This is a genomic window from Kitasatospora sp. NPDC002551 (assembly GCF_040296005.1).
Lineage (GTDB): Bacteria > Actinomycetota > Actinomycetes > Streptomycetales > Streptomycetaceae > Kitasatospora.
Window position 1 is genome coordinate 14,206 of sequence record NZ_JBEOWI010000067.1, and the last position, 22,032, is coordinate 36,237.

Below are 22,032 nucleotides of genomic sequence, written 5' to 3' on the forward strand. Positions count from 1 at the left end.
GTCAGCGCTTGGGGGTGTACAGCGGCAGGTCGGACGTCTGCAGCTCGGCGGGAAGCGGCGCGGTGAGCGGGATCGGCTCGCCGTACTTGCCGTGCAGCACGCCCTGATAGGCGTTGTCCCGCGGGCGGGTGTAGAGCGTCCAGACGCCCGCGCGCGGGTCGACGGCGAGCAGGACGCCCACTCCCGCCGTCGCGTACCAGTCGGTCTTCGTGGCGACTGCCCGAACGCCCTCGGAGTTGGAGATCACCTCCATGGCGAAGGCGGCCTCCCGCGGATCGGCCAGCCACTCGTCGTCGCGGTCCCAGTCGACGGGGAGGACGACCAGGTCGGGGGTGACGTAGTCCTCCTCGTTGCCCGGCATGTAGATCGACGACACCTCGTACGCGCCGAGATCGCCGGGGAGTGCCGGTTCGAGCTGCCGACGGAGCAGCCGGACGGTCCCGGCGTGCTTGCCGCGCGGGGTGGGAGCCATCACCAGGGTTCCTCCGATGATCTGCACTCGGAGGCCGGTGCTCCGTTCGATCTCCTCGGCGGCGTCACGGAGTCTTCCCGGCCGCACGGTGATGGCCGTCATCGCGTCCTCCATTCGTCGGCGCCCGGCCGAGTGGCTGCTGCCCGCCGGGTTCAGCCTAGCGCGCGCGGATGCGGCAGGGCCCCGCCGTGTGGGGGTGGCGGGGCCCTGCCGGTGTGGGGGTGGGGGATCAGACGAGGCGTGTGGCGGAGACGGTGAAGTCGAACCGCTGGTTGGCTCCGCCGTTGCAGTCCCACAGGACGAAGCGGGTGCCGTCGGTGGTGTTGCCCCAGGGGAGGTCGAGGCAGCGGCCGGACTGCGGGTTGAGCAGCGAGCCGTCGGTGCGCGGCAGCCAGACCTGGTTACCGCCGCCGTTGCAGGTCCAGAACGTGGTCGCGGCGCCGTTGGCGGTGCCGTTCGCGTAGGCGTCGAGGCACAGGTTGCCCCACCTGAGGGTCCCGTCCGAGGAGTGGCTGGTGAAGGACTGGGTCGAGGACGATCCGCAGTTCGCGACGCGGACCGGCGCGCCGGGCTGGTCGGGGCTGCCCGCGGCGGTCGCGCACTTGGCCTGGTCGAGTCCGAGCCGGTAGCTGGACTGCCAGCCCTGCGGCGGCGCGGCGGCCCGCCGGAGCACGGCGACGTCACTGAGCTCGCCCTTGAACCGCGCGTTCGGCTCGCCCTGGTAGCGGTACTGCCCGAGCTGGAAGGCGCCGGTGGCCTGGAAGGAGTCGCGGGCGGCGTGGTGACCGGTGGCCACCACAGTGCCGTTGACCTGCAGGGAGATCTGCTCGGTCCGGGCGTTGTAGGCCACGCTCAGCTGGTTCCAGACGCCGGGCGTGAAGCTGTCCCGGCCCGCCGCGTAGGGCGTGACCTGGTCGTAGGACCAGGAGTCGTCGTCCTGCCGGCCCAGCGCGGCGTGCCAGCGGCCGTCGCTCGGGTCGGCCCAGAGCGCGAAGGCGCTCGACCGCGCGCCCTGCTGGCTCAGGACGACGCCGCCCTCGGCGGTGGGCTTGGCCCAGGCGGTGACGGTGAAGCTCTCCCGGGTGTCGATCAGCGGACGGTCGGCGGAGAGCGCTCCGGTGCCGTCCAGGGAGGCGACCGTGGCGGGGCCGGGAGTGCTGCTTCCGTCCGGGGCCGTGAACGGGCTGTGGTTGTCCACCCAGGTGACGCCGGGACCGGCCGCCAGCGGGGCGGTGCCGGCGGCGTCGGAGCCGGGGCTCTCACGGCCGAGCTGCCACTGGTGCTGCGGGTCCGCCAGGTCCCCCAGCAGCGGCTGGCCGGGGTAGGCGAAGGTCGGGATGACGACCTCGGCGGAGTAGTTGCCGGCCTGGTCCACGTCGCGCACGCGGAGCGCGGCCGAGTTCGGCTGGGGCAGGGGGACGTCCAGGTCGACGGTCGGCCAGGAGAGGCTGCCGGGCCATCCACAGCTCGCCCTGGTCCACGGGCCCGTTTCGCCGGTGCGGTACTCCAGGCAGCCGTGGCCGGAGGTGTAGATGCGTTCCCAGCTGTAGGAGTCTTGGACCTGGAAGGTGAGGCGGTTCGTGCCGGCCTGCGGGGTGCTCGTCGACAGCAGCGAAATCCGGGGGCCACGGTGGTCGACCCGGAAGTGGCAGTCGGTGGTGGCCGCGGAGCGGTTGCCGTCGGCGTCCGTGCCGACCACGTTCCAGGAGTAGGCGTGGCCCTCGACGAGCTTGGTCGGGTCGAGGGCGAACTCGGCCTGCGTGCCGGGGGCGAGCCCGCCCACCCGGCCGGTGAGCACGTCGGTGTTCGGGGCCGCGGTGTCGCGGACGTGGAACTCGGCGCCGAGCGCGGCGGAGGAGCCGTTCAGCGTGGCGGTGAGGCTGCTCGTGCCGCCGGGCAGCCAGCCCCACTGGTCGGTGCTGGCGATGCCGCAACTGTCGGTGCGGGTGTCGGGATAGAGGGTGCCCGGTGAGAGCGGGGCGACGCGGGTGCCGGTGGGCGTCTCCACCGGGGCGGGCTCCGCGGCCCGGGCGAGCGAGGCGCCGGCGAGCGGGGCGCCGGCGAGCAGGCCGGCGGCGAGGGCGAGGACGCTGCCGCGGGCAGCCGTCCGGCGGACCCGTCGGCCCGGCGGAGGCGCGAACGGGCGTGGCAGAGCAGACATGGTGGTACCCCCCCAGGAATCGTCCGGGCAGAGCTGCCCGAATTCGTTCGTATGCAGCATGACGTCGGCCCCGGGGGCCGTCAACCATGTTCGGGATCGGATCGTCCGGACTCTGGCCGGAGGCTGGATGTTTGGATATATTCAGCCGAGTCGAGCCTGAATGAATTCATCCGCAAGGAGGCCGGGACATGGTGCAGCAGGCGAGCGGGCCGCGAGAGGTACGGGCGGCGCGGGGGACGGGGCTGACGACGCGGGGGTGGCAGCAGGAGGCGGCCCTGCGGATGCTGATGAACAACCTCGACCCCGAGGTGGCCGAGCACCCGTCGAAGCTGGTCGTGTACGGCGGCACCGGCAAGGCGGCGCGCGACTGGCGGTCCTTCGACGCCATGGTCCGCACGCTGCAGGGGCTGAAGCAGGACGAGACCATGCTGGTGCAGTCCGGCCGGCCGGTCGGCGTCATGCAGACCCACGAGTGGGCGCCGCGCGTGCTGATCGCCAACTCCAACCTGGTCGGCGACTGGGCCAACTGGGAGGAGTTCCGCCGTCTGGAGAGCCTCGGGCTCACCATGTACGGGCAGATGACCGCCGGATCGTGGATCTACATCGGCACCCAGGGCATCCTCCAGGGCACCTACGAGACCTTCGCCGCCGTCGCCAACAAGAAGTTCGACGGCACGCTGGAGGGCACCATCACCCTCACCGCCGGCCTCGGCGGCATGGGCGGCGCCCAGCCGCTGGCCGTCACCATGAACGGCGGCGTGGCGATCTGCATCGACTGCGACCCGTCCCGGATCTCCCGCCGGATCGAGCACCGCTACCTGGACGTCGAGGCCAAGGACCTCGCCCACGCGCTGGAGCTCGCCACCGCCGCGCGCGACAAGCGGCAGCCGCTCTCCATCGGCGTGCTCGGCAACGCCGCCGAGCTGGTCCCGCAGCTGCTCGCGATGGACGCGCCGATCGACATCGTCACCGACCAGACCAGCGCCCACGACCCGCTGGCCTACCTGCCGGTCGGCGTCGCCTTCGACGACATGGCCGCCTACGCCGCCGAGAAGCCCGCCGAGTTCACCCAGCGCGCCCGCGAGTCGATGGCCCGGCACGTCGAGGCGATGGTCGGCTTCCAGGACCGCGGCGCCGAGGTCTTCGACTACGGCAACTCGATCCGCGGCGAGGCCCAGCTGGCCGGCTACGACCGCGCCTTCGCCTTCCCCGGCTTCGTCCCCGCCTACATCCGCCCGCTGTTCTGCGAGGGCAAGGGCCCGTTCCGCTGGGCCGCGCTGTCCGGCGACGCCCGCGACATCCACAAGACCGACCAGGCCGTCCTCGACCTCTTCCCGGAGAACGAGTCGCTGGCCCGCTGGATCCGGATGGCCCAGGAGAAGGTGCACTTCCAGGGCCTGCCCGCGCGCATCTGCTGGCTCGGCTACGGCGAGCGCGACAAGGCCGGCGAGCGCTTCAACGACATGGTGGCGAGCGGCGAGCTGTCCGCCCCCATCGTCATCGGCCGCGACCACCTGGACTGCGGCTCGGTCGCCTCCCCCTACCGGGAGACCGAGGCGATGCTGGACGGCTCCGACGCGATCGCCGACTGGCCGCTGCTCAACGCCATGGTCAACGTCGCCTCCGGCGCGTCCTGGGTCTCCATCCACCACGGCGGCGGCGTCGGCATCGGCCGCTCGATCCACGCCGGGCAGGTCACCGTCGCCGACGGCACCGCGCTGGCCGGCGAGAAGATCCGCCGGGTGCTCACCAACGACCCGGGCATGGGCGTCATCCGGCACGTCGACGCCGGCTACGACCGGGCCGAGGAGGTCGCGGCCGAGCGCGGCGTGCGCGTCCCCATGGCCGAGCAGAGCCCGACGGGTGAGCTGTGACGCCGTCCTTCGAGGAGATGTGGGCGGAGCTGCTCCCGGTGGGCCGCTCCGCCGCGTCCGGCGGCTACCGCCGGTTCGCCTGGAACGCCGCCGACGCCGAGTGCCGCGCCTGGTTCGAGCAGCAGGCCCGTGACCGGGGCCTCGGCTACGAGCTGGACCGCAACGGCAACCAGTGGGCCTGGCTGGGCGATCCGGAGGCGGGCGACGCCGTCGTCACCGGCTCGCACCTGGACTCCGTCCCCGACGGCGGCGCCTTCGACGGCCCGCTCGGGGTGGTGTCCTCCTTCGCGGCGCTGGACGAACTGCGCGCCCGGGGCGCCCGGTTCGCCAGGCCACTGGCGATCGTCAACTTCGGCGACGAGGAGGGCGCCCGGTTCGGCGTGGCCTGCATCGGCTCCCGGCTCACCACCGGCCTGCTGAGCCGGGAGGCCGCGTACGGGCTGCGCGACGCCGACGGCGTGCGGCTGCCCGACGCGATGGAGCGGGCCGGCCAGGACCCGACGGCGATCGGCGCCGACGGCGAGCGGCTGGCCCGGATCGGCGCCTTCGTCGAACTCCACGTCGAGCAGGGCCGCCACCTCGCCGAGCACCAGCCGGTCGGCGTCGCCTCGGCGATCTGGCCGCACGGCCGCTGGCGGTTCGACTTCCACGGCGAGGCCAACCACGCCGGCACCACCCGGATCGAGGACCGCCGCGACCCGATGCTGACCTACGCCACCACGGTGCTCGCCGCCCGCAAGAAGGCGAAGCTCGCGGGCGCGCTGGCCACCTTCGGCAAGGTCGCCGTCGAGCCCAACGGCACCAACGCGATCGCCTCCCTGGTGCGCGGCTGGCTGGACTCCCGGGCGGCCGACGAGGCCACCCTCACCGCGCTGGTCGGGGAGATCGAGCGGGCCGCCGCCGAGCGCGGCGGGCGCGACGGCGTCCGGGTCGAACTGACCCGTGAGTCCTACACCCCGGTGGTGGACTTCGACGGCCCGCTGCGCGACCGCCTGGCGCGGGTCGTCGGCGGGAAGGAGGGCCCGGGCGGCGCCCCCGTGCTGCCCACCGGCGCGGGACACGACGCCGGGATCCTGGCATCGGCCGTGCCGACCGCCATGCTGTTCGTACGGAACCCGAGCGGCGTCTCGCACTCCCCGGCGGAGCACGCCGAGACCGCCGACTGCCTGGCCGGGGTCGCCGCCCTCGCCGACGTACTGGAGGACCTGGCGTGTCAGTAGGCCGTGCCGCAGGCGCGCAAACGACAACCTTCTGGGCGCAGTACGCCTGGCTGCCGTACGTCAACGGGCCGGTGGTCGAGCAGGACGTCCTGATCAACACCGGTGCCGGCGGCAAGATCGCCAAGGTGCAGCCGGACAGCGGGCCCTGCCCGCCCGGCGCCGTCCGGCTGGAGGGCCTGCTGCTGCCGGGCCGGGCCAACGCGCACTCGCACGCCTTCCACCGGGCGCTGCGCGGCCACGTCCAGGTCGGCTCCGGCACCTTCTGGACCTGGCGCGACACCATGTACCGGTTCGCCGGCGCCCTCGACCCGGACCGCTACCTGGCGCTCGCCACCGCCGCCTACGCCGAGATGGCGCTCGCCGGGATCACCGCCGTCGGCGAGTTCCACTACCTGCACCACGCGCCCGGCGGCGCCCGCTACGACGACCCCAACGCGATGGGCGAGGCCCTGATCGAGGCCGCCGCCCGGGCCGGCATCCGGATCACGCTGCTGGACACCTGCTACCTGTCCTCCGGCTTCGGCGCCGAGCCGACCAAGCCGCAGCGCCGGTTCAGCGACGGCGACGCCGACGCCTGGGCCGAGCGGGCCGACGCCCTGCGCGGGCGCGAGCACGCCCGGATCGGCGCCGCCATCCACTCGGTGCGCGCCGTGCCCGCCGAGCAGCTGGGCACCGTCGCCCACTGGGCGGCGATGCGCCGGGCGCCGCTGCACGTCCACCTGTCCGAGCAGACCGCCGAGAACGACGCCTGCCTGGCCGCGCACGGCGTCACCCCGACCCGGCTGCTCGCCGACCACGGCGCGCTCGGCCCGCGCACCTCGGCCGTGCACGCCACCCACCTCACCGAGGAGGACGTCAAGCTGCTCACCGACTCCTCCACCACCGTCTGCATGTGCCCCACCACCGAGCGGGACCTCGCCGACGGGATCGGCCCGGCCCGGCAACTGGCCTCCGGCGGCTGCCCGATCACCCTCGGCAGCGACAGCCACGCCGTCGTCGACCCGTTCGAGGAGGCCCGGGCGCTGGAGCTGGACGAGCGGCTGCGCACCCGCACCCGCGGGCACTGGACGGCGAACGCGCTGCTGCGGGCCGGCTCGGAGGACGGGCACGCCTCGCTCGGCTGGCCCGAGGCCGGGCGGATCGAGGCGGGGGCGCTGGCCGACTTCACCGTGATCGCGCTGGACTCGGTGCGCACCGCGGGCCCGGCGCCGCGGCTGGGCGCGGAGACCGCGGTGTTCGCGGCCTCGGCGGCGGACGTGCGGCACGTGGTGGTCGGCGGGCGGCACGTCGTGCGGGACGGCGTGCACCAGCTGGTGCCGGACGTGCCGGGCGCGCTGAAGTCCTCGATCGACGCCCTGAGTTGCTGAGCTGCTGTCGTTGCTGCTGTCGTTCTCCGAAAGGCATGACGTGACCTCCCCGAGCATTCCGAGCACGCTGATCACCGGCATCGGCACACTGGTCACCAACGACCCCGCGTACGGGACCGGGCCGCTCGGCCTGCTCACCGACGCGGCGGTGGTGATCGACGGCGACGCCGTCGCCTGGGTCGGCCCGGCCGCCGAGGCGCCCGCCGCCGACGAACGGTTCGACGCGGCGGGCCGCGCCCTGCTGCCCGGCTTCGTCGACTCGCACGCCCACCTGGTGTTCGCGGGCGACCGCACCGCCGAGTTCAACGCCCGGATGTCCGGGCAGTCCTACTCGGCGGGCGGCATCCGCACCACCGTGGCCGCCACCCGGGCCGCCGCCGACGCCGAGCTGGACGCCAACCTGGCCCGGCTGGTGCGCGAGGCGCTGCGGCAGGGCACCACGCTGGTCGAGTGCAAGTCCGGGTACGGGCTCACCGTCGAGGACGAGTCCCGGGCGCTGCGGATCGCCTCCTCGTACACGCCGGAGACCACCTACCTCGGCGCGCACGTGGTGGCGCCGGAGTTCGCGGACGACCCGGCCGGCTACGTGGAGCTGGTCACCGGCCCCATGCTGGACGCCTGCGCGCCGTACGCCCGCTGGGTGGACGTGTTCTGCGAGAAGGGCGCCTTCGACGGCGACCAGGCGCGGGCGATCCTGACCGCCGGGATGGAGCGCGGGCTGACGCCCCGGGTGCACGCCAACCAGCTGACGTACGGCCCGGGCGTGCAGCTGGCCGTCGAGCTGGGGGCGGCCTCCGCCGACCACTGCACCCACCTGACCGACGAGGACGTGGCCGCGCTGGCCGGCTCCTCGACGGTGGCGACGCTGCTGCCGGGCGCCGAGTTCTCCACCCGGGCGGTCTACCCGGACGCGCGCCGGCTGCTGGACGCGGGGGCGGTGGTGGCGCTGTCCACCGACTGCAACCCGGGCTCCAGCTTCACGAGTTCGATGGCGTTCTGCATCGCGGTGGCGGTGCGCGAGATGGGCATGACGCCGGACGAGGCGCTCTGGTCGGCGACGGCGGGCGGCGCGCACGCGCTGCGGCGCACGGACGTCGGCGCCGTGCGGGTGGGCGCCCGGGCGGACCTGCAGCTGCTGGACGCGCCCTCGCACGTGCACCTGGCCTACCGGCCGGGCGTGCCGCTGACGGCGGCGGTCTGGCGCGCGGGCGTGCGCGAGGTCTGAGCGGCCCGAGCGGTGTGACGGCGGGGCCGGGGACGGGCGTTCCCCGGCCCCGCCGCCGTGCTCAGAGCCGCAGCGCGCGCCGCAGGAAGGCGAGTTCGTGCAGCAGCAGGTTCTCCGCCACCGATTCGTCGGTGGGCCGGTGGCCGGTGCCGCGCAGCGGGAGCACCTCGTGCGGGCGGCCCGCGGCGAGCAGGGCGGCGGAGAACCGCAGGGCGTGGACGGGCAGCACGTTGTCGTCGGCGAGGCCGTGGGCCAGCAGCAGCGGGCGGCGCAGCGTGGGCGCGTCCGAGAGCAGGGAGCAGGCGTCGTAGCGCTCCGGGTGCTCGTCGGGGTGGCCGAGGTAGCGCTCCTGGTAGTGGGTGTTGTAGATCCGCTGATCGGTGGCCGCGGCGCCGGTGGAGGCCGCGTGGAAGACGTCGGGGCGGCGCAGGACGGCGAGCGCGGCGAGGTAGCCGCCGTAGGACCAGCCGCGGACGGCGACCCGGTCGAGGTCGAGCAGGCCGGGCCGCAGCCGGGCGGCCTCGTGCAGGCCCTCGACCTGGTCGGCCAGGGCGGGGCCGGCCTTGTCCCCGGCGATCGCCTTCTCCCAGCGCGGGCCGCGCCCGGGGGTGCCGCGGCCGTCGACGGCGAGCACGGCGAAGCCCTGGTCGGCGAACCACTGGGAGGCGAGGTCCCACCAGTGCGGGGCGGCGGTGACCTTCTGCAGGGCGGGTCCGGCGTAGGGGTCGAGGAGGACGGGCAGCGGGCCGTCGCCGTCGCGGTGGCCGGCGGGCAGGAAGAGCGTGGCGCGCAGTTCGCGGGGGCCGAGCCGGAGCAGCTCGGGGCGGGAGGTGAGGGCGGGCGTCTCGGCGCGGGAGGCGAGGGTGCGGGCGGCGGGCAGGCCGTCGCGGTGGACGGTGGTGCGGCCGGTGGGCGCGCCGGGCGTGCGTGCGGTGTGGACGAGCGTGCCGTCGCGGCGCGCGCCGGTGTGCACTCCGGGCTCGTCGCTCAGCCGGACGGCGCCCGTGACCGGGTCCCATGACCACAGGTGGGTCTCGGTCGGCTCGTCAGTGGCGGTGAAGAGCACCTGCTCGCCGTCGGTGCCGAGCACGGAACGCACCTGCAGTCCGGCCGGGGTGACGGGCTCGCCGTCGACGGTGAGGTGCCGGGTGTCGCCTTCGTCGGCGGCGTCGACGAGGGCGCCGGCGGCGGTGCGGGCGGGCAGTCCGGGGAGCAGGGCGACCCAGTGCTCGTCGCGCCGCTCGGCGAGGACGCGGGTGGCGCCGTCGGCGGGGTCGATCGCGAGGGTGAGCACGGTGCGCTGGTCGCGGCTCTGCACGGCGGCGTACGGGCCGTGCCCGTCCCAGCCGGCGGCGGTGAGGTACTCGTACCCGGCCCGGTCCCAGCGGACCTCGGTGCGCCCGCCGTCGAGACCGAGCAGCCAGAGGGTGACCTCGGCGTTGGCGGTGCCGGCCAGGGGGTAGCGGATGACGCGGGGCGGCCGGGCGGGGTCGGCCGGGTCGGCCAGGTGGAGGCGGGTGACCGGGCGCTCGTCGACCCGGGCGACCAGCAGCCGGGTGCCGTCGGGCGACCACCAGTGGGCGCGGGTGCGGTCCATCTCCTCGGCGGCGACGTACTCGGCGACGCCGTAGCGAACGTCCTCGGCCTCGGGTCCGGCGAGCGCGCGGTCCTCGCCGCCGTCGGCGGTGACGACGCGCAGGGCGCCGTTGCCGACGTAGGCGATCCGCAGGCCGGACGGGTCGGGGCGGGGGTCGTACACCTCGGTGGCGGTGGGGACGCGGCGGACCTCGCCGGTGGCGGTGTCGGCGAGCCAGAGGCCGCCGCCGAGGGCGAAGGCGGCGAGCCGACCGGCGGCGTCGGTGGCGTACGCGGTGATGCCGCGGGCGTGGACGTGGGCGCGTTCGCGGCGGATCCGCTCGGCCTCGGGCAGATCGGCGTCGGAGTCCGCCGCGCCGAGGACCGCCGGGTCGGCGAGCAGGCGTTCGTCGCCGCTTCCGGTGTCGAGGGCCCAGAGGCAGGTGACGGGGTCGTCGCCCGCCCGGCTGCGCAGGAAGAGCACGGTGCGCCCGTCGGCGCCGATGGCCGGCTGGGAGGGGGCACCGAGGCTGAGCCGGGCGCGGGCGAGCTGACGGGGTATCGAGTCGGTCGGCATGGGGCACCATAGGCACACCCACGGGGCCGGGTCGAGGGGGCAGGGCGGGGGGAGAACGCGACCGGGGCCGCCGCGGATCTCAGGAATCCGCGACGGCCCCGGGGCCGGGTGGGAGGGACGTCAGTGGACGTCGCCCATCAGCGCCACGACCTTGCGGCGCTGGGTGTAGAGGGCGATGCCGGCGGCGATCGCCATGCCGCCCTGGACCGCGAAGTACCAGGTGGAGCCGACCACCTCGTCGCCGAGGACGAGCTGGAAGATGGCCGCGACGCAGTCGCCCGCGGTGACCGCGAGGAACCAGACGCCCATCATCTGGCTGGCGTACTTGGCCGGCGCCAGCTTGGTGGTGACCGACAGGCCGACGGGGGAGAGGGTCAGCTCGCCGACGGTCTGGATCAGGTAGACCATGGCCAGCCAGAGCGGCGTGACCTGGGTGCCGCCGGAGGCGGCGGCCATGGCCAGCATCATGACCATGAACGAGGCGCCGATCATCAGCAGGCCGAAGGAGAACTTCGCCGTGGTGCTGGGGTTCTTGGAGCGGCGGGCGAGCGCCACCCAGATCCAGGCGAAGACCGGGGCCAGGGCCATGATGTACAGCGGGTTGAGCGACTGGAACCAGCTGGACGGGAAGTCGAAGCCGAACAGCGTCGACGAGGTGTGGTCCTGCGCGAAGATGTTCAGCGTCGAACCGGACTGGTCGTAGATCATCCAGAACACGGCGGCGGCGACGAAGAACCAGATGTAGCCGCTCATCCGGGACTGCTCGGTCGCGTCGAGGTCCTTGTCGCGCTTCACCTTGGCGAAGACGAAGACCGGGATCGCCAGGCCGGCGATGGACAGCGGCCAGATCGCCCAGTTGATGGTGAAGTGGCCGGTCAGCGCGACGACGGCGTAGAAGACGGCGGCGACGGCGAGCCAGAGGCCGGCCTTCTTGAAGATCGCGCTCTTCTCGGCGGCCGAGATCGGCGAGGTGACCACGTCGCTCTTGGCGCTCAGGTGGCGGGTGCCGAGCAGGAACTGGGTGAGGCCCAGGGCCATGCCGACGCCGGCGAGGGCGAAGCCCAGGTGCCAGTCGACGTTCTGGCCGATGGTGCCGATGACCAGCGGGGCGGCGAAGGCACCGAGGTTGATGCCCATGTAGAAGATCGTGAAGCCGCCGTCCCGGCGCGGGTCGTTGGGCCCGTCGTAGAGGTGGCCGACCATCGTGGAGATGTTCGCCTTGAGCAGGCCGGAGCCGATCGCGATGAACGCGAGGCCGCCGAAGAACGACACGCTGACCGGCAGGGCCAGCAGGAAGTGGCCGATCATGATGATCGAGCCACCGAGGGCGACGGTCTTCCGGGCGCCGAGGAAGCGGTCGGCGATCCAGCCGCCCGGGAGGGCCAGCAGGTAGACCATCGCGGTGTACACGCTGTACACCGCGCTCGCGACGGCGAGCTTCATGCCGAGGCCGCCGTCGGCGACGGAGGCGGTCATGTAGAGCACCAGCAGGGCACGCATGCCGTAGTAGCTGAAGCGCTCCCACATCTCGCTCATGAAGAGCGTGGCGAGGCCCCGGGGGTGCCCGAGGAAGGTCTTGCCGCCGGAAGAGGCCGACTGTATGCCGGACTCCATGGTCGTAGACGCCATGAGTAGTGGTTCCTTGCCTGACAGCGTCCGCCAAAGGGGGTGGCGGCGGACGTGGACAGAACCACTCTACGTGGCGACATTTGGCGTTATCAGCTGACAAAAGATGCCAATAAGGTATGGCGATAGTAAAGACAGCGACAGATTTGCTTCGCCGATCCATGGTAAGACCGGCCAAATTCCTTCGGATGCAAGATCAAAACGGAAGATCTTCGCCGAACGAGCGGCCCGGGCGTGTCGGTTGAGGGTGGATCGCCCTCCGTATAACGATCACGCAGTGTGAACTACCTCACGGAGCGGACGGCCATACCCGGGACGACTACCATCACCACATGACCTGTGTGCTGCTCGCCGAGGACGACCCGGCGATCTCCGAACCGCTCGCCCGGGCCCTGCGCCGCGAGGGCTACGAGGTGCTCGTCCGCGAGGACGGGCCGTCCGCACTGGCCGCGGGGCTCGGCGAGGAGGTCGACCTCGTCGTCCTCGACCTCGGTCTGCCCGAGATGGACGGCCTGGAGGTCTGCCGCCGGCTGCGCGCCGACGGCCGCAGCTGCCCCGTGCTGGTCCTCACCGCCCGCGCCGACGAGGTCGACACCGTGGTCGGCCTGGACGCCGGCGCCGACGACTACGTCACCAAGCCGTTCCGCCTCGCCGAGCTGCTCGCCCGGGTCCGGGCCCTGCTGCGGCGCGGCAACGTCGACCAGCTCACCACCGGCGCCCACGGCGTCAAGATCGACATCGAGTCGCACCGCGCCTGGCTCGGCGAGGAGGAGCTCACCCTCTCCGCCAAGGAGTTCGAGCTGCTGCGGGTGCTCGTCCGGGACGCCGGCCGGGTGGTCACCCGCGAGGAGATCATGCGGCAGGTCTGGGACACCACCTGGTGGACCTCCACCAAGACCCTGGACATGCACATCTCCTGGCTGCGCAAGAAGCTCGGCGACGACGCCGCCAACCCCCGCTACATCGCCACCGTGCGCGGGGTGGGCTTCCGCTTCGAGAAGAATTAGCCCCACCGGGCGCCCCGGACGGGCGCCCACGACCACGGGAGCGGCAGCGTGAAACGCCGGATGATCAACTCGCTGCTGTGCGTCGTCCTCGTGGTCGTCGTGGTGTTCTGCGTCCCGCTCGCCCTGGTCGAGAAGCGCACCATCGTCAACAGTGCCCAGGACCGGGTGGACGCCGCCGCCGTACGGGTCCTCGCCCTGGTGGAGAGCCGGCTCGCCGCCAGGGAGCCGGTCACCGGCGACAAGTTCGCCAACCAGGTCTCCGAGGGCCAGTACGTCGAGGTCGAGATCCCCGGCCAGGGGACCGTCTCCAGCGGCCGGCGGCCCGACAACGACCACGTGCTCACCGCCGTCGAGCGCGGCGCCAGCGGCGAGACCGTCACCGTCGCGCAGTCCCGCGAGGCGGTCGACCACGAGATCGCCAACATGCTGCTGCTGCTCGGCGTCGTCGCGCTGCTCGCCGTGCAGGCCGCCGTCGCCCTCGCCGTCTGGCAGGCCAAGCGGCTGGCCCGCCCGCTCACCGACCTCGCCGAGACCGCCGAACGGCTCGGCTCCGGCGACCCGCGCCCGCGCGACCGCCGCTACGGGGTGCCCGAACTCGACCGGGTCGCCGAGGTGCTCGACACCAGCGCCGAGCGGATCGCCCGGATGCTCACCGCCGAACGCCGGCTCGCCGCCGACGCCTCGCACCAGCTGCGCACCCCGCTCACCGCGCTCTCCATGCGGCTGGAGGAGATCACCGCGCTCGCCGAGGAACCGGAGACCGTCAAGGAGGAGGCGACCATCGCCCTCCAGCAGGTCGAACGGCTGACCGACGTCGTCCAGCGGCTGCTCACCACCCAGCGCGACCCGCGCAGCCCCACCGCCGTCGCCTTCGACCTCGACGACGTGGTCAAGCAGCAGGTCGAGGAGTGGGGGCCGTCGCTGCGCGGCACCGGCCGGGTGCTCCAGGTCGAGGGCCTGCGCGGGGTCAGCGTCGTCGGCACCCCCGGCACGGTCGCCCAGGTGCTGGCCACCCTGATCGAGAACTCGCTGATGCACGGCGCCGGCACGATCACCCTGCGGGTGCGGCCGTCCGGGACGTCGGCGGTCGTCGAGGTGCAGGACGAGGGCCCCGGGGTGCCGCCCGAGCTCGGCAACCGGGTCTTCGAGCGCGCGGTCAGCGGCCGCAACTCCACCGGCATCGGCCTCGCCGTCGCGCGCGACCTCGCGGAGGCGGACGGCGCGCGGCTGGAGCTGCTCTCGCTGCGGCCGGCGGTGTTCGCGCTCTTCCTGGGGCGCAGCCAGCGCGAGGGCTGAGGCGCGTCAGAGCCGGTCGTCCCGGACCACGTCCAGGTCGGTGAAGGTGGGCGGCGCGTCGCAGAGCGCGACCATCTCGCGGTAGATCCGGTCGGTCTCGGGCAGGCCCGAGTTGCGCATCGCGGCCTCGTACGACGGGAACTCGACGATCTCCACCACGTGCCGCGGGTCGGAGCGGTCGGTGGCGACCATCGCGTGGTCGGCGGTCCGCCGGCCCTCGGTCTGCTCGGCCCAGCGGTCCATCAGGCCGTTGAGCTCGTCGAGGTGGTCGGTGCGGCAGTCGATGATCTGGACGAAGGTCATGGCGAGCCTCCTGCGTCCCCCGCGGCTTCGATCGTTCGCCGGCCGTGCTCGCCCTCCGCCACCACTGTCCCCCGCCGCCGCACCGGCGGCAAGCGGGGGGCGGGAGCGGACGGGGGAGGGGCCTACTCGGCCTTGGCGAACCGGATCTGCTCGGCGGCCAGCATCAGCTCGGCCTGGGCGACCACGCCGCCGGCCGGGGCGTCCGGCCCGGACCGCTCGGCGCGCGCCTCGGCGAGCTGCTCCTCGGTCGGCTCCGGGACGGCCTTGAACACCCAGGTGCGGTAGGAGATGAAGCGGAACACCGTGCCGAGCGCGAGGCCGCCGACCTTCGCGGCCAGCTGCTCGAAGTGCGAGGAGAGCCCCAGCACGTACACCGAGAAGCCGAGCACTCCGGTCTCGATCAGCATGCCGGCGCCGCTGAACAGCAGGAACAGCGTGATCTCCCGCTTGCGCGAGGCGGCGTCCCGGTCCCGGTACAGCCAGTAGCGGTAGCCCAGGTAGTTGGTGGCGATCGCGACCAGCGTGGCCACGATGTTGGAGCGCAGCGAGGCCAGGTGCAGGCCGTTGATGCAGATCCAGAAGACGACGAAGTTCACCACGACACCGCTGAGACCGACCAGGCCGAACTTCACCGCCTCGCCCGACAGGCCGCGCAGTTTCTGCGTCAGCGAGGGGTTCGACGCCGTGGTCGTCGCCATACCGGGCTGCCTCCATGTGCCTGCGGACGAAAGGGTGCCGAGGCCTGGGTGCCGTCAACCCCTTGAGCCCTGCGTGCACGCACATGATCGGATCGCGCATATCAGGACCTGGCCGACCAGGCTACCCGGTTCCACCGATCGGCTCAGCCCCTCGGGCGCTACCACATCGGCCCGTCCTCTGGGACGCGGTTGCGCGGGGAGCGGTTCCACGGCCTCCGACCGGCCCGGATATCCTGGCGGGGTGACTTCCCCGGGCAACGCGAATTTTCCAGTGGTGGGCATGATCGGCGGCGGGCAGCTTGCCCGCATGGCACACCAGGCGGGCATCCCGCTCGGAGTCCGGTTCAAGCTCCTCGCCGACACTCCCCAGGACTCGGCGGCGCAGGTCGTCTCCGACGTCGTCCTCGGCGACTACCGAGACCTCGACACCCTCCGGCGCTTCGCCGCCGGCTGTGACGTGATCACCTTCGACCACGAGCACGTGCCGACCGAGCACCTGCGGGCCCTGCAGGCCGACGGCGTCGCCGTCCGGCCCGGCCCGGACGCGCTGGTCAACGCCCAGGACAAGGGCGTCATGCGGGCCAAGCTGGACTCCATCGGCGTCCCCTGCCCCCGGCACCGGATCGTCGCCGACCCGGCCGACGTCACCGCGTTCGCCGCGGAGGGCGCCGGGTACCCCGTCGTGCTCAAGACCGTCCGCGGCGGCTACGACGGCAAGGGCGTCTGGGTGGTCGGCGACGAGGAGGAGGCCGCGGCCCCGTTCCTGGCCGGCGTCCCGGTGCTCGCCGAGGAGAAGGTCGACTTCGTCCGCGAGCTGGCCGCCAACGTGGTCCGCTCGCCCAGCGGCCAGGCCGTCGCCTACCCGGTGGTGGAGAGCGTCCAGGAGAACGGCGTCTGCGCCGAGGTCACCGCTCCCGCGCCCGGCCTCGACCCGGCCCTGTCCGACGAGGCCCAGCAGCTCGCCCTGCGGATCGCCGGAGAGCTGGACATCACCGGCCACCTCGCCGTCGAGCTGTTCCAGACCCGCGACGGCCGGATCCTGGTCAACGAGCTGGCCATGCGGCCGCACAACTCGGGGCACTGGAGCCAGGACGGCGCCGTCACCTCGCAGTTCGAGAACCACCTGCGGGCCGTCCTGGACCTGCCGCTCGGCGACCCGCGGCCGCGCGCCAAGTGGACGGTCATGGTCAACGTCCTGGGCGGCGACTACCCGGACATGTACCACGCCTTCCTGCACTGCATGGCCCGCGACCCCGGTCTGCGGATCCACATGTACGGCAAGGACGTGAAGCCCGGCCGCAAGGTCGGCCACGTCAACGTCTTCGGGGACGACCTCGACGACGTCCGTGAGCGCGCCCGCCACGCGGCCGCCTACCTGCGAGGAACGATCACCGAATGACACATCCGCTTGTTGGCATCGTCATGGGCTCGGACTCCGACTGGCCCGTCATGGAGGCCGCCGCCCAGGCCCTCGACGAGTTCGAGATCCCCTACGAGGTCGACGTCGTCTCCGCGCACCGGATGCCGCGCGAGATGGTCGCCTACGGCGAGAACGCCCACAAGCGCGGGCTGAAGGCGATCATCGCCGGTGCCGGCGGCGCCGCCCACCTGCCGGGCATGCTCGCCTCCGTCACCCCGCTGCCGGTGATCGGCGTGCCGGTGCCGCTGCGCTACCTGGACGGCATGGACAGCCTGCTGTCGATCGTCCAGATGCCGGCCGGCGTGCCGGTGGCCACCGTCTCGGTGGCGGGAGCCCGCAACGCGGGCCTGCTGGCGGTGCGGATGCTGGCCGCCTTCGACCCGGAGCTGACCGAGCGGATGACCGACTTCCAGGCCGAGCTGAACGGCCAGGCCACCGAGAAGGGCAAGAAGCTTCGGGCCAAGGTGGCGGGTTCCTCCTCCTTCGGCTTTGGAAAGTAGTCTCATCGGATACAACAGCTCGTATGACCTCTGAGCTGCTGGACTCCACCCCCGCCCTGCTGGAACGCGCCAAGGCCGTCCTGCGGGCCGCCCCCGTGGTGGACGGCCACAACGACCTCCCCTGGGCGATGCGCGAACAGGCCGGCTACGACCTGGACGCCCTCGACCTGGCCGCCGACCAGAGCGACCGGCTGCACACCGACCTCGCCCGCCTCACCGCGGGCGGGGTCGGCGCGCAGTTCTGGTCGGTCTACGTGCCCAGCCGGCTCGCCGGGGACCACGCGGTCAGCGCCACCCTCGAACAGATCGACTTCGTCCACGCCCTGGTCGACCGCTTCCCCGAGCGGTTGCGGCCGGCGCTCACCGCCGACGACCTGGAGGCCGCCCGCGCCGAGGGCCGCATCGCCTCCCTCATCGGCGCCGAGGGCGGCCACTCCATCGACTGCTCGCTCGCCACCCTGCGCGCCCTGTACGCGCTCGGCGTCCGCTACATGACGCTCACCCACAACGACAACACGCCCTGGGCCGACTCCGCCACCGACGAGCCCGTCTCCGGCGGCCTCACCGCCTTCGGCGAGGAGGTCGTCCGGGAGATGAACCGGCTCGGCATGCTGGTCGACCTCTCGCACGTCTCCGCCGACACCATGCGCGACGCGCTGCGGGTCAGCGAGGCGCCGGTGCTGTTCTCGCACTCCTCCTCGCGCGCCGTCTGCGACCACCCGCGCAACATCCCGGACGACGTGCTGGCCCAGCTCCCCGGCAACGGCGGCGTCGCGATGGCCACCTTCGTGCCCAAGTTCATCCTGCCCGCGGCCATCGAGTGGACCGCCACCGCGGACGAGAACATGCGCGCCCACGGCTTCGACCCGCTCGACACCACCCCCGCCGGGATGGCCTGCCAGCGCGCCTTCGAGCGGACCAGCCCCCGCCCGGTCGCCACCGTCGCCACCGTCGCCGACCACCTCGACCACATGCGCGAGGTCGCCGGCGTCGACCACATCGGCATCGGCGGCGACTACGACGGCACCGCCTTCCTCCCGGACGGCCTCGACGACGTCGCCGGCTACCCCAACCTGATCGCCGAACTGCTGCGCCGCGGCTGGTCCGAGACCGACCTCGCCAAGCTCACCTGGCACAACGCCGTCCGCGTCCTGCGCGACGCCGAGACCACCGCCGCCCGCCTGCGCACCGAGGGCCGCACCCCCTCCCTCGCCACCCTCGGCCTCCACGGCCTGGACGCCTGACGCCCTGACGCCTGACGCCCTGGCGGCCGAAAGCGGGCCGCAGACCGGCCGCAGCCGGGCCGCGGGCTCAGTCCAGCCGCGGGATCTCGATGGCCGGGCACTTGTCCATGACCATCTCCACCCCGGCGGCCGTGGTCCGCGCGTACGCCGCCTCGTCCACCACGCCGAGCTGGAACCAGACGGCCTTCGCCCCGGCGGCCACCGCCTGGTCGGCGACCTCGCCCGCCAGCTCGCTGTTCACGAACACGTCCACCACGTCGACGGGGAACGGGATCTCGGCGAGCGAGCGGTAGCCCGGCTCGCCGAGGACCGTCTCGGCCTTGGGGTGGACGGGCACGATCCGCTTGCCGTAGCGCTGCAGCGCCCGCGCCACGCCGTACGCGGCGCGGGCGGTGTTGGTGGACAGGCCGACCACCGCCCAGGTGTCGCCCTGGGCGGTGAGGATGGAGCGGACCGTCGCTTCGTCGCCGTAGTTCGTCATGGTCGGGGCAACGACGGGGTGCGGCCCCGGATTCCCCGCCGGCCGGGGATCCCCCCGGTCGGCGGGGCGGGCGTCAGCTGGGGCGGCCGAGGGCGCGGTAGGTCCAGCCGGCCGCGCGCCAGGCGTCGGCGTCGAGGACGTTGCGGCCGTCGAGCAGGCGGCGCTCGGCGACCACCGCGCCCAGTTCGGCCGGGGCGAGCTCGCGGAACTCCTTCCACTCCGTGAGGTGCAGGACGACGTGCGCGCCCTCGGCGGCCTCCAGCGCCGAGGGCGCGTAGGCCAGGCCCGGGAACATCTTGCGCGCGTTGTCCATCGCCTTGGGGTCGTAGACGGTGACCTGCGCGCCCTGCAGCTGGATCTGGGCGGCGACGTTGAGCGCGGGGGAGTCCCGGATGTCGTCCGAGTTGGGCTTGAACGCGGCGCCCAGGACGGCGACCCGCCGGCCCAGGAAGCCGCCGTCGCACTGCTCGCGGGCCAGCTCGACCATCCGGGAGCGGCGGCGCATGTTGATCGAGTCGACCTCGCGCAGGAAGGTCAGCGCCTGGTCGGCGCCCAGCTCGCCGGCCCGCGCCATGAACGCCCGGATGTCCTTGGGCAGGCAGCCGCCGCCGAAGCCCAGGCCGGAGTTGAGGAACTTGCCGCCGATCCGCTCGTCCAGCGCGAGCGCCGCGCTCAGCTGGGTGACGTCGGCGCCGGCCGCCTCGCAGACCTCCGCCATCGCGTTGATGAAGGAGATCTTGGTGGCCAGGAAGGAGTTGGCGGCGGTCTTCACCAGCTCGGCGGTCGCGTAGTCGGTGACCAGGAACGGCACCCCGGCGCCGATCGGCTCGGCGTACACCTCGCGCAGCACCCGCTCGGCGCGTTCGCTGCGGGCGCCGACCACGATCCGGTCCGGGCGCAGGGTGTCCTGGACGGCGAAGCCCTCGCGCAGGAACTCCGGGTTCCAGGCGAGCTCGGCGTCCTCGCCGACCGGGGCCAGCGCGGCCAGCCGCTCCGCCAGCCGGCCCGCCGAGCCGACCGGCACGGTGGACTTGCCGACCACCAGCACCGGGCGGGTCAGGTGCGGGGCCAGCGCGTCGATCGCGGCGTCCACGTAGGACATGTCGGCGGCGAACTCGCCTTTGCGCTGCGGGGTGTTGACGCAGACGAAGTGCACGTCGCCGAACTCGGCGGCCTCCTGCGCGGAGGTGGTGAACCGCAGCCGCCCGGTCGAACCCTCGTGTCCGGCCACGTGCTTGAGCAGCAGTTCGGACAGGCCCGGCTCGTACATCGGGACCTGGCCGGCGGTCAGGGTGGCGATCTTCTCCGGGTCGATGTCCAGCCCGAGCACCTCGAAGCCGAACTCCGCCATGGCGGCGGCGTGGGTGGCGCCGAGATAGCCGGTGCCGATCACGGAGATGCGGAGGGTCACGGTTTCCCCTTAGGGCGGGCGACGGACGGCACGGCACCCCGGGTGGTGACCGCGCCCACCGATGCTATCCGGCTGCCGGGGGAGGGCCCAGACGGCCGCTCGGGCCCCGGTTCCGGCCGTTGTCCGCAAAGCCCCGCGCGCGGGACGGGGCCGACGGCACAATACGCCCATGGAGCCGGTGGACGAACCCTCGGACGAGCCCGTGCGGCCGTCGGCGCCCTCCGGGCTGAGCCTCTTCCGGCCCCGGGAGCACCCGGGGGAGCCCGGGGACGGGCCCGGCGACGCCCCGGAGGACGGGTCCGACGCACCGGAGCCCGGCGCCGAGCCGCCGGCCCGGCGCCGCCGCACCCGCCGGGTCCTGCTCTGGACCCTCTCCACCCTGCTGGTGCTCGTCCTCGGCGGCTGCGGCGCCCTCTGGTGGACGGCCGAGCACTACGCCTCCTCCGTCCGCCGCATCCCCGACGCCTTCCCGGCCGTGCCGGAGTCCGCCCAGCCGAGGCCCGTCCCCGGCAGCGGCCTCAACCTCCTGCTGGTCGGCCTGGACGCCCGTTCCGACACCCCCACCACCGGCAGCGCCGCCAAGGCCCCGGTCTGGCAGGCCGGCGCGGCCCGCAGCGACACCATGATGCTGCTGCACCTCTCCGAGGACCGCCGCTCCGCCACCCTGGTCTCGCTGCCCCGGGACACCTGGGTGCCGGTGCCCGGCCACGGCGAGGCCAAGCTGAACGCCGCCTACGCCTGGGGCGGCCCGGCGCTGATGACCGAGACCGTGCAGAACCTCACCGGCATCCGCGTCGACCACCTCGCCGTGATCGACTGGAACGGGTTCCGGGCCCTCACCGACGCGGTCGGCGGCGTCGACATCACCGTCGCGCGCACCATCGAGGGCGTCGGCGAGGCCCGCGCCTGGGAGGCCGGCACCCACCACATGGACGGCGCCACCGCGCTGCTCTACGTCCGCGAGCGCTACGGCCTGCCCGGCGGCGACCTCGACCGCACCAAGCGCCAGCAGAACTTCCTGCGGGCGCTGATGCTCAAGGTCATGGACTCCGGCACGCTCACCAGCCCGTCGCGGCTCGGCGGCCTGCTGGGCACGGTCGGCGAGGTGGTCAGCGTCGACGACCGGCTCTCCAACACCGACCTGTTCCAGCTCGCCTGGAGCCTGCGCTCGTTGCGCGCGGACGGCGTGCGCTTCCTGAACGCGCCGTTCGGCGGCTTCGCCACCCGGGACGGGCAGAGCGTGGTGCTGCTGGCCGACCGCCCGGCCGAGCGGCTCTGGGAGGCGGTCCGCAACGACCGCACCGAGCAGTACTTCCAGGAGCACCGGGCCGGCGACACCCTGGGCGCGGACGTCGACTGACCTAGGCAGCCGCAGGTCGGAGGCCTAGGATCTACTGAACGGTAGTTAACCGGTTCCACAGTCGGTGACGACGATTCTCCAGAGGCAGGCATCATGGCGGGCAGCGCAGGGGCGGCGGAATTCGATCTCTTCCGGGTCTCCGAGGAGCACGCGATGCTCCGTGAGGCGGTGCGTTCGCTGGCCGAGGCGAAGATCGCGCCGTTCGCGGCGGACGT

At 73.4% G+C, this 22,032-nt stretch carries 17 protein-coding genes and 2 pseudogenes; 11 read left to right on the forward strand and 8 right to left on the reverse strand.

The window, feature by feature from the left end; genetic code table 11:
• Position 1: 1 nt before the first annotated feature.
• Both ABT093_RS35285 and ABT093_RS35290 read right to left on the reverse strand, forming a co-directional pair.
• The gene (locus ABT093_RS35285; protein ID WP_350571297.1) at positions 2-574 is read right to left on the reverse strand and encodes a Uma2 family endonuclease; all 573 of its coding nucleotides are present in this window, start codon (positions 572-574) and stop codon (positions 2-4) included.
• A 127-nt stretch (positions 575-701) separates the two neighbouring features.
• Positions 702-2,633, reverse strand: a complete 1,932-nt coding sequence (locus ABT093_RS35290; RefSeq protein WP_350571298.1) for a ricin-type beta-trefoil lectin domain protein — start codon at positions 2,631-2,633, stop codon at positions 702-704.
• 188 nt (positions 2,634-2,821) lie between these two features.
• Between ABT093_RS35290 and hutU the strand changes: the two genes are divergently transcribed.
• From hutU to hutI, 4 genes are read left to right on the forward strand one after another with little or no spacing between them, the layout of a single operon-like run.
• Positions 2,822-4,507 (forward strand): urocanate hydratase, encoded by a 1,686-nt coding sequence (gene hutU / locus ABT093_RS35295; protein ID WP_350571300.1) that lies wholly within the window; start codon positions 2,822-2,824, stop codon positions 4,505-4,507.
• 17 nt (positions 4,508-4,524) lie between these two features.
• Complete coding sequence (locus tag ABT093_RS35300) at positions 4,525-5,727, forward strand: allantoate amidohydrolase (protein ID WP_350571319.1); 1,203 nt, start codon at positions 4,525-4,527, stop codon at positions 5,725-5,727.
• Positions 5,718-7,094 carry a formimidoylglutamate deiminase gene (locus ABT093_RS35305; protein WP_350571302.1) on the forward strand — a complete coding sequence of 459 codons (1,377 nt, stop codon included), beginning with the start codon at positions 5,718-5,720 and terminating at the stop codon, positions 7,092-7,094. Before ABT093_RS35300 ends, ABT093_RS35305 begins: the two co-directional genes overlap by 10 nt.
• 55 nt (positions 7,095-7,149) lie before the next feature.
• Complete coding sequence (hutI, locus tag ABT093_RS35310) at positions 7,150-8,319, forward strand: imidazolonepropionase (RefSeq protein ID WP_350571320.1); 1,170 nt, start codon at positions 7,150-7,152, stop codon at positions 8,317-8,319.
• Between the two features lie 61 nt (positions 8,320-8,380).
• On the opposite strand, the gene ABT093_RS35315 is transcribed toward hutI, so the two are convergent.
• Both ABT093_RS35315 and ABT093_RS35320 read right to left on the reverse strand, forming a co-directional pair.
• Complete coding sequence (locus tag ABT093_RS35315; RefSeq protein ID WP_350571304.1) at positions 8,381-10,471, reverse strand: S9 family peptidase; 2,091 nt, start codon at positions 10,469-10,471, stop codon at positions 8,381-8,383.
• Positions 10,472-10,591: 120 nt separating this feature from the next.
• Entirely contained in the window at positions 10,592-12,100 is a 1,509-nt protein-coding gene (locus tag ABT093_RS35320; RefSeq protein ID WP_350571306.1) for a peptide MFS transporter, read from the reverse strand.
• 329 nt (positions 12,101-12,429) lie between these two features.
• Between ABT093_RS35320 and ABT093_RS35325 the strand changes: the two genes are divergently transcribed.
• The gene (locus ABT093_RS35325) at positions 12,430-13,104 is read left to right on the forward strand and encodes a response regulator transcription factor (protein WP_030300686.1); all 675 of its coding nucleotides are present in this window, start codon (positions 12,430-12,432) and stop codon (positions 13,102-13,104) included.
• Between the two features lie 48 nt (positions 13,105-13,152).
• Positions 13,153-14,400 (forward strand): sensor histidine kinase, encoded by a 1,248-nt coding sequence (locus ABT093_RS35330; protein WP_350571307.1) that lies wholly within the window; start codon positions 13,153-13,155, stop codon positions 14,398-14,400.
• A 9-nt stretch (positions 14,401-14,409) separates the two neighbouring features.
• Here ABT093_RS35330 and ABT093_RS35335 read toward each other — a convergent pair.
• Together ABT093_RS35335 and ABT093_RS35340 are read right to left on the reverse strand one after the other, a co-directional pair.
• Positions 14,410-14,703 (reverse strand): annotated as a pseudogene (locus ABT093_RS35335) (ester cyclase); the annotation flags it as partial.
• Positions 14,704-14,825: 122 nt separating this feature from the next.
• The gene (locus ABT093_RS35340) at positions 14,826-15,401 is read right to left on the reverse strand and encodes a GtrA family protein (protein ID WP_350571308.1); all 576 of its coding nucleotides are present in this window, start codon (positions 15,399-15,401) and stop codon (positions 14,826-14,828) included.
• Positions 15,402-15,681: 280 nt separating this feature from the next.
• Between ABT093_RS35340 and ABT093_RS35345 the strand changes: the two genes are divergently transcribed.
• The 3 genes from ABT093_RS35345 to ABT093_RS35355 are packed head-to-tail and all read left to right on the forward strand — an operon-like array spanning position 15,682 to position 18,565.
• On the forward strand, positions 15,682-16,800 hold the full coding sequence (locus tag ABT093_RS35345; protein WP_502884386.1) for a 5-(carboxyamino)imidazole ribonucleotide synthase: 1,119 nt from the start codon (positions 15,682-15,684) through the stop codon (positions 16,798-16,800).
• A complete protein-coding gene (gene purE / locus ABT093_RS35350; protein ID WP_350571311.1) occupies positions 16,797-17,321 on the forward strand; it encodes a 5-(carboxyamino)imidazole ribonucleotide mutase in 525 nt (174 codons plus the stop codon). The genes ABT093_RS35345 and purE overlap by 4 nt, the downstream gene beginning before the upstream one ends.
• Before the next feature lie 23 nt (positions 17,322-17,344).
• Complete coding sequence (locus tag ABT093_RS35355) at positions 17,345-18,565, forward strand: dipeptidase (protein ID WP_350571313.1); 1,221 nt, start codon at positions 17,345-17,347, stop codon at positions 18,563-18,565.
• 67 nt (positions 18,566-18,632) lie between these two features.
• Here the strand turns inward: ABT093_RS35355 and ABT093_RS35360 are convergent, their stop codons facing one another.
• Together ABT093_RS35360 and ABT093_RS35365 are read right to left on the reverse strand one after the other, a co-directional pair.
• Complete coding sequence (locus tag ABT093_RS35360) at positions 18,633-19,046, reverse strand: CoA-binding protein (protein ID WP_350571315.1); 414 nt, start codon at positions 19,044-19,046, stop codon at positions 18,633-18,635.
• A 73-nt stretch (positions 19,047-19,119) separates the two neighbouring features.
• Positions 19,120-20,457: a UDP-glucose dehydrogenase family protein gene (locus ABT093_RS35365; protein WP_350571317.1), complete on the reverse strand. Its 1,338-nt coding sequence runs from the start codon at positions 20,455-20,457 to the stop codon at positions 19,120-19,122.
• Positions 20,458-20,626: 169 nt separating this feature from the next.
• Between ABT093_RS35365 and ABT093_RS35370 the strand changes: the two genes are divergently transcribed.
• Entirely contained in the window at positions 20,627-21,817 is a 1,191-nt protein-coding gene (locus ABT093_RS35370; protein WP_350571318.1) for an LCP family protein, read from the forward strand.
• A gap of 93 nt (positions 21,818-21,910) precedes the next feature.
• Positions 21,911-22,032 (forward strand): annotated as a pseudogene (locus ABT093_RS35375) (acyl-CoA dehydrogenase); the annotation flags it as partial.

Coding starts and splice junctions, on each gene's coding strand:
- ABT093_RS35285 (WP_350571297.1), bottom strand. CDS start 574: ATGACGGCCATCACCGTGCGGCCGGGAAGACTCCGTGACGCCGCCGAG.
- purE (WP_350571311.1), top strand. CDS start 16,797: ATGACACATCCGCTTGTTGGCATCGTCATGGGCTCGGACTCCGACTGG.
- ABT093_RS35320 (WP_350571306.1), bottom strand. CDS start 12,100: ATGGCGTCTACGACCATGGAGTCCGGCATACAGTCGGCCTCTTCCGGC.
- ABT093_RS35290 (WP_350571298.1), bottom strand. CDS start 2,633: ATGTCTGCTCTGCCACGCCCGTTCGCGCCTCCGCCGGGCCGACGGGTC.
- ABT093_RS35325 (WP_030300686.1), top strand. CDS start 12,430: ATGACCTGTGTGCTGCTCGCCGAGGACGACCCGGCGATCTCCGAACCG.
- ABT093_RS35370 (WP_350571318.1), top strand. CDS start 20,627: ATGGAGCCGGTGGACGAACCCTCGGACGAGCCCGTGCGGCCGTCGGCG.
- hutU (WP_350571300.1), top strand. CDS start 2,822: ATGGTGCAGCAGGCGAGCGGGCCGCGAGAGGTACGGGCGGCGCGGGGG.
- ABT093_RS35315 (WP_350571304.1), bottom strand. CDS start 10,471: ATGCCGACCGACTCGATACCCCGTCAGCTCGCCCGCGCCCGGCTCAGC.
- ABT093_RS35345 (WP_502884386.1), top strand. CDS start 15,682: ATGATCGGCGGCGGGCAGCTTGCCCGCATGGCACACCAGGCGGGCATC.
- ABT093_RS35340 (WP_350571308.1), bottom strand. CDS start 15,401: ATGGCGACGACCACGGCGTCGAACCCCTCGCTGACGCAGAAACTGCGC.
- ABT093_RS35300 (WP_350571319.1), top strand. CDS start 4,525: ATGTGGGCGGAGCTGCTCCCGGTGGGCCGCTCCGCCGCGTCCGGCGGC.
- ABT093_RS35360 (WP_350571315.1), bottom strand. CDS start 19,046: ATGACGAACTACGGCGACGAAGCGACGGTCCGCTCCATCCTCACCGCC.
- ABT093_RS35355 (WP_350571313.1), top strand. CDS start 17,345: ATGACCTCTGAGCTGCTGGACTCCACCCCCGCCCTGCTGGAACGCGCC.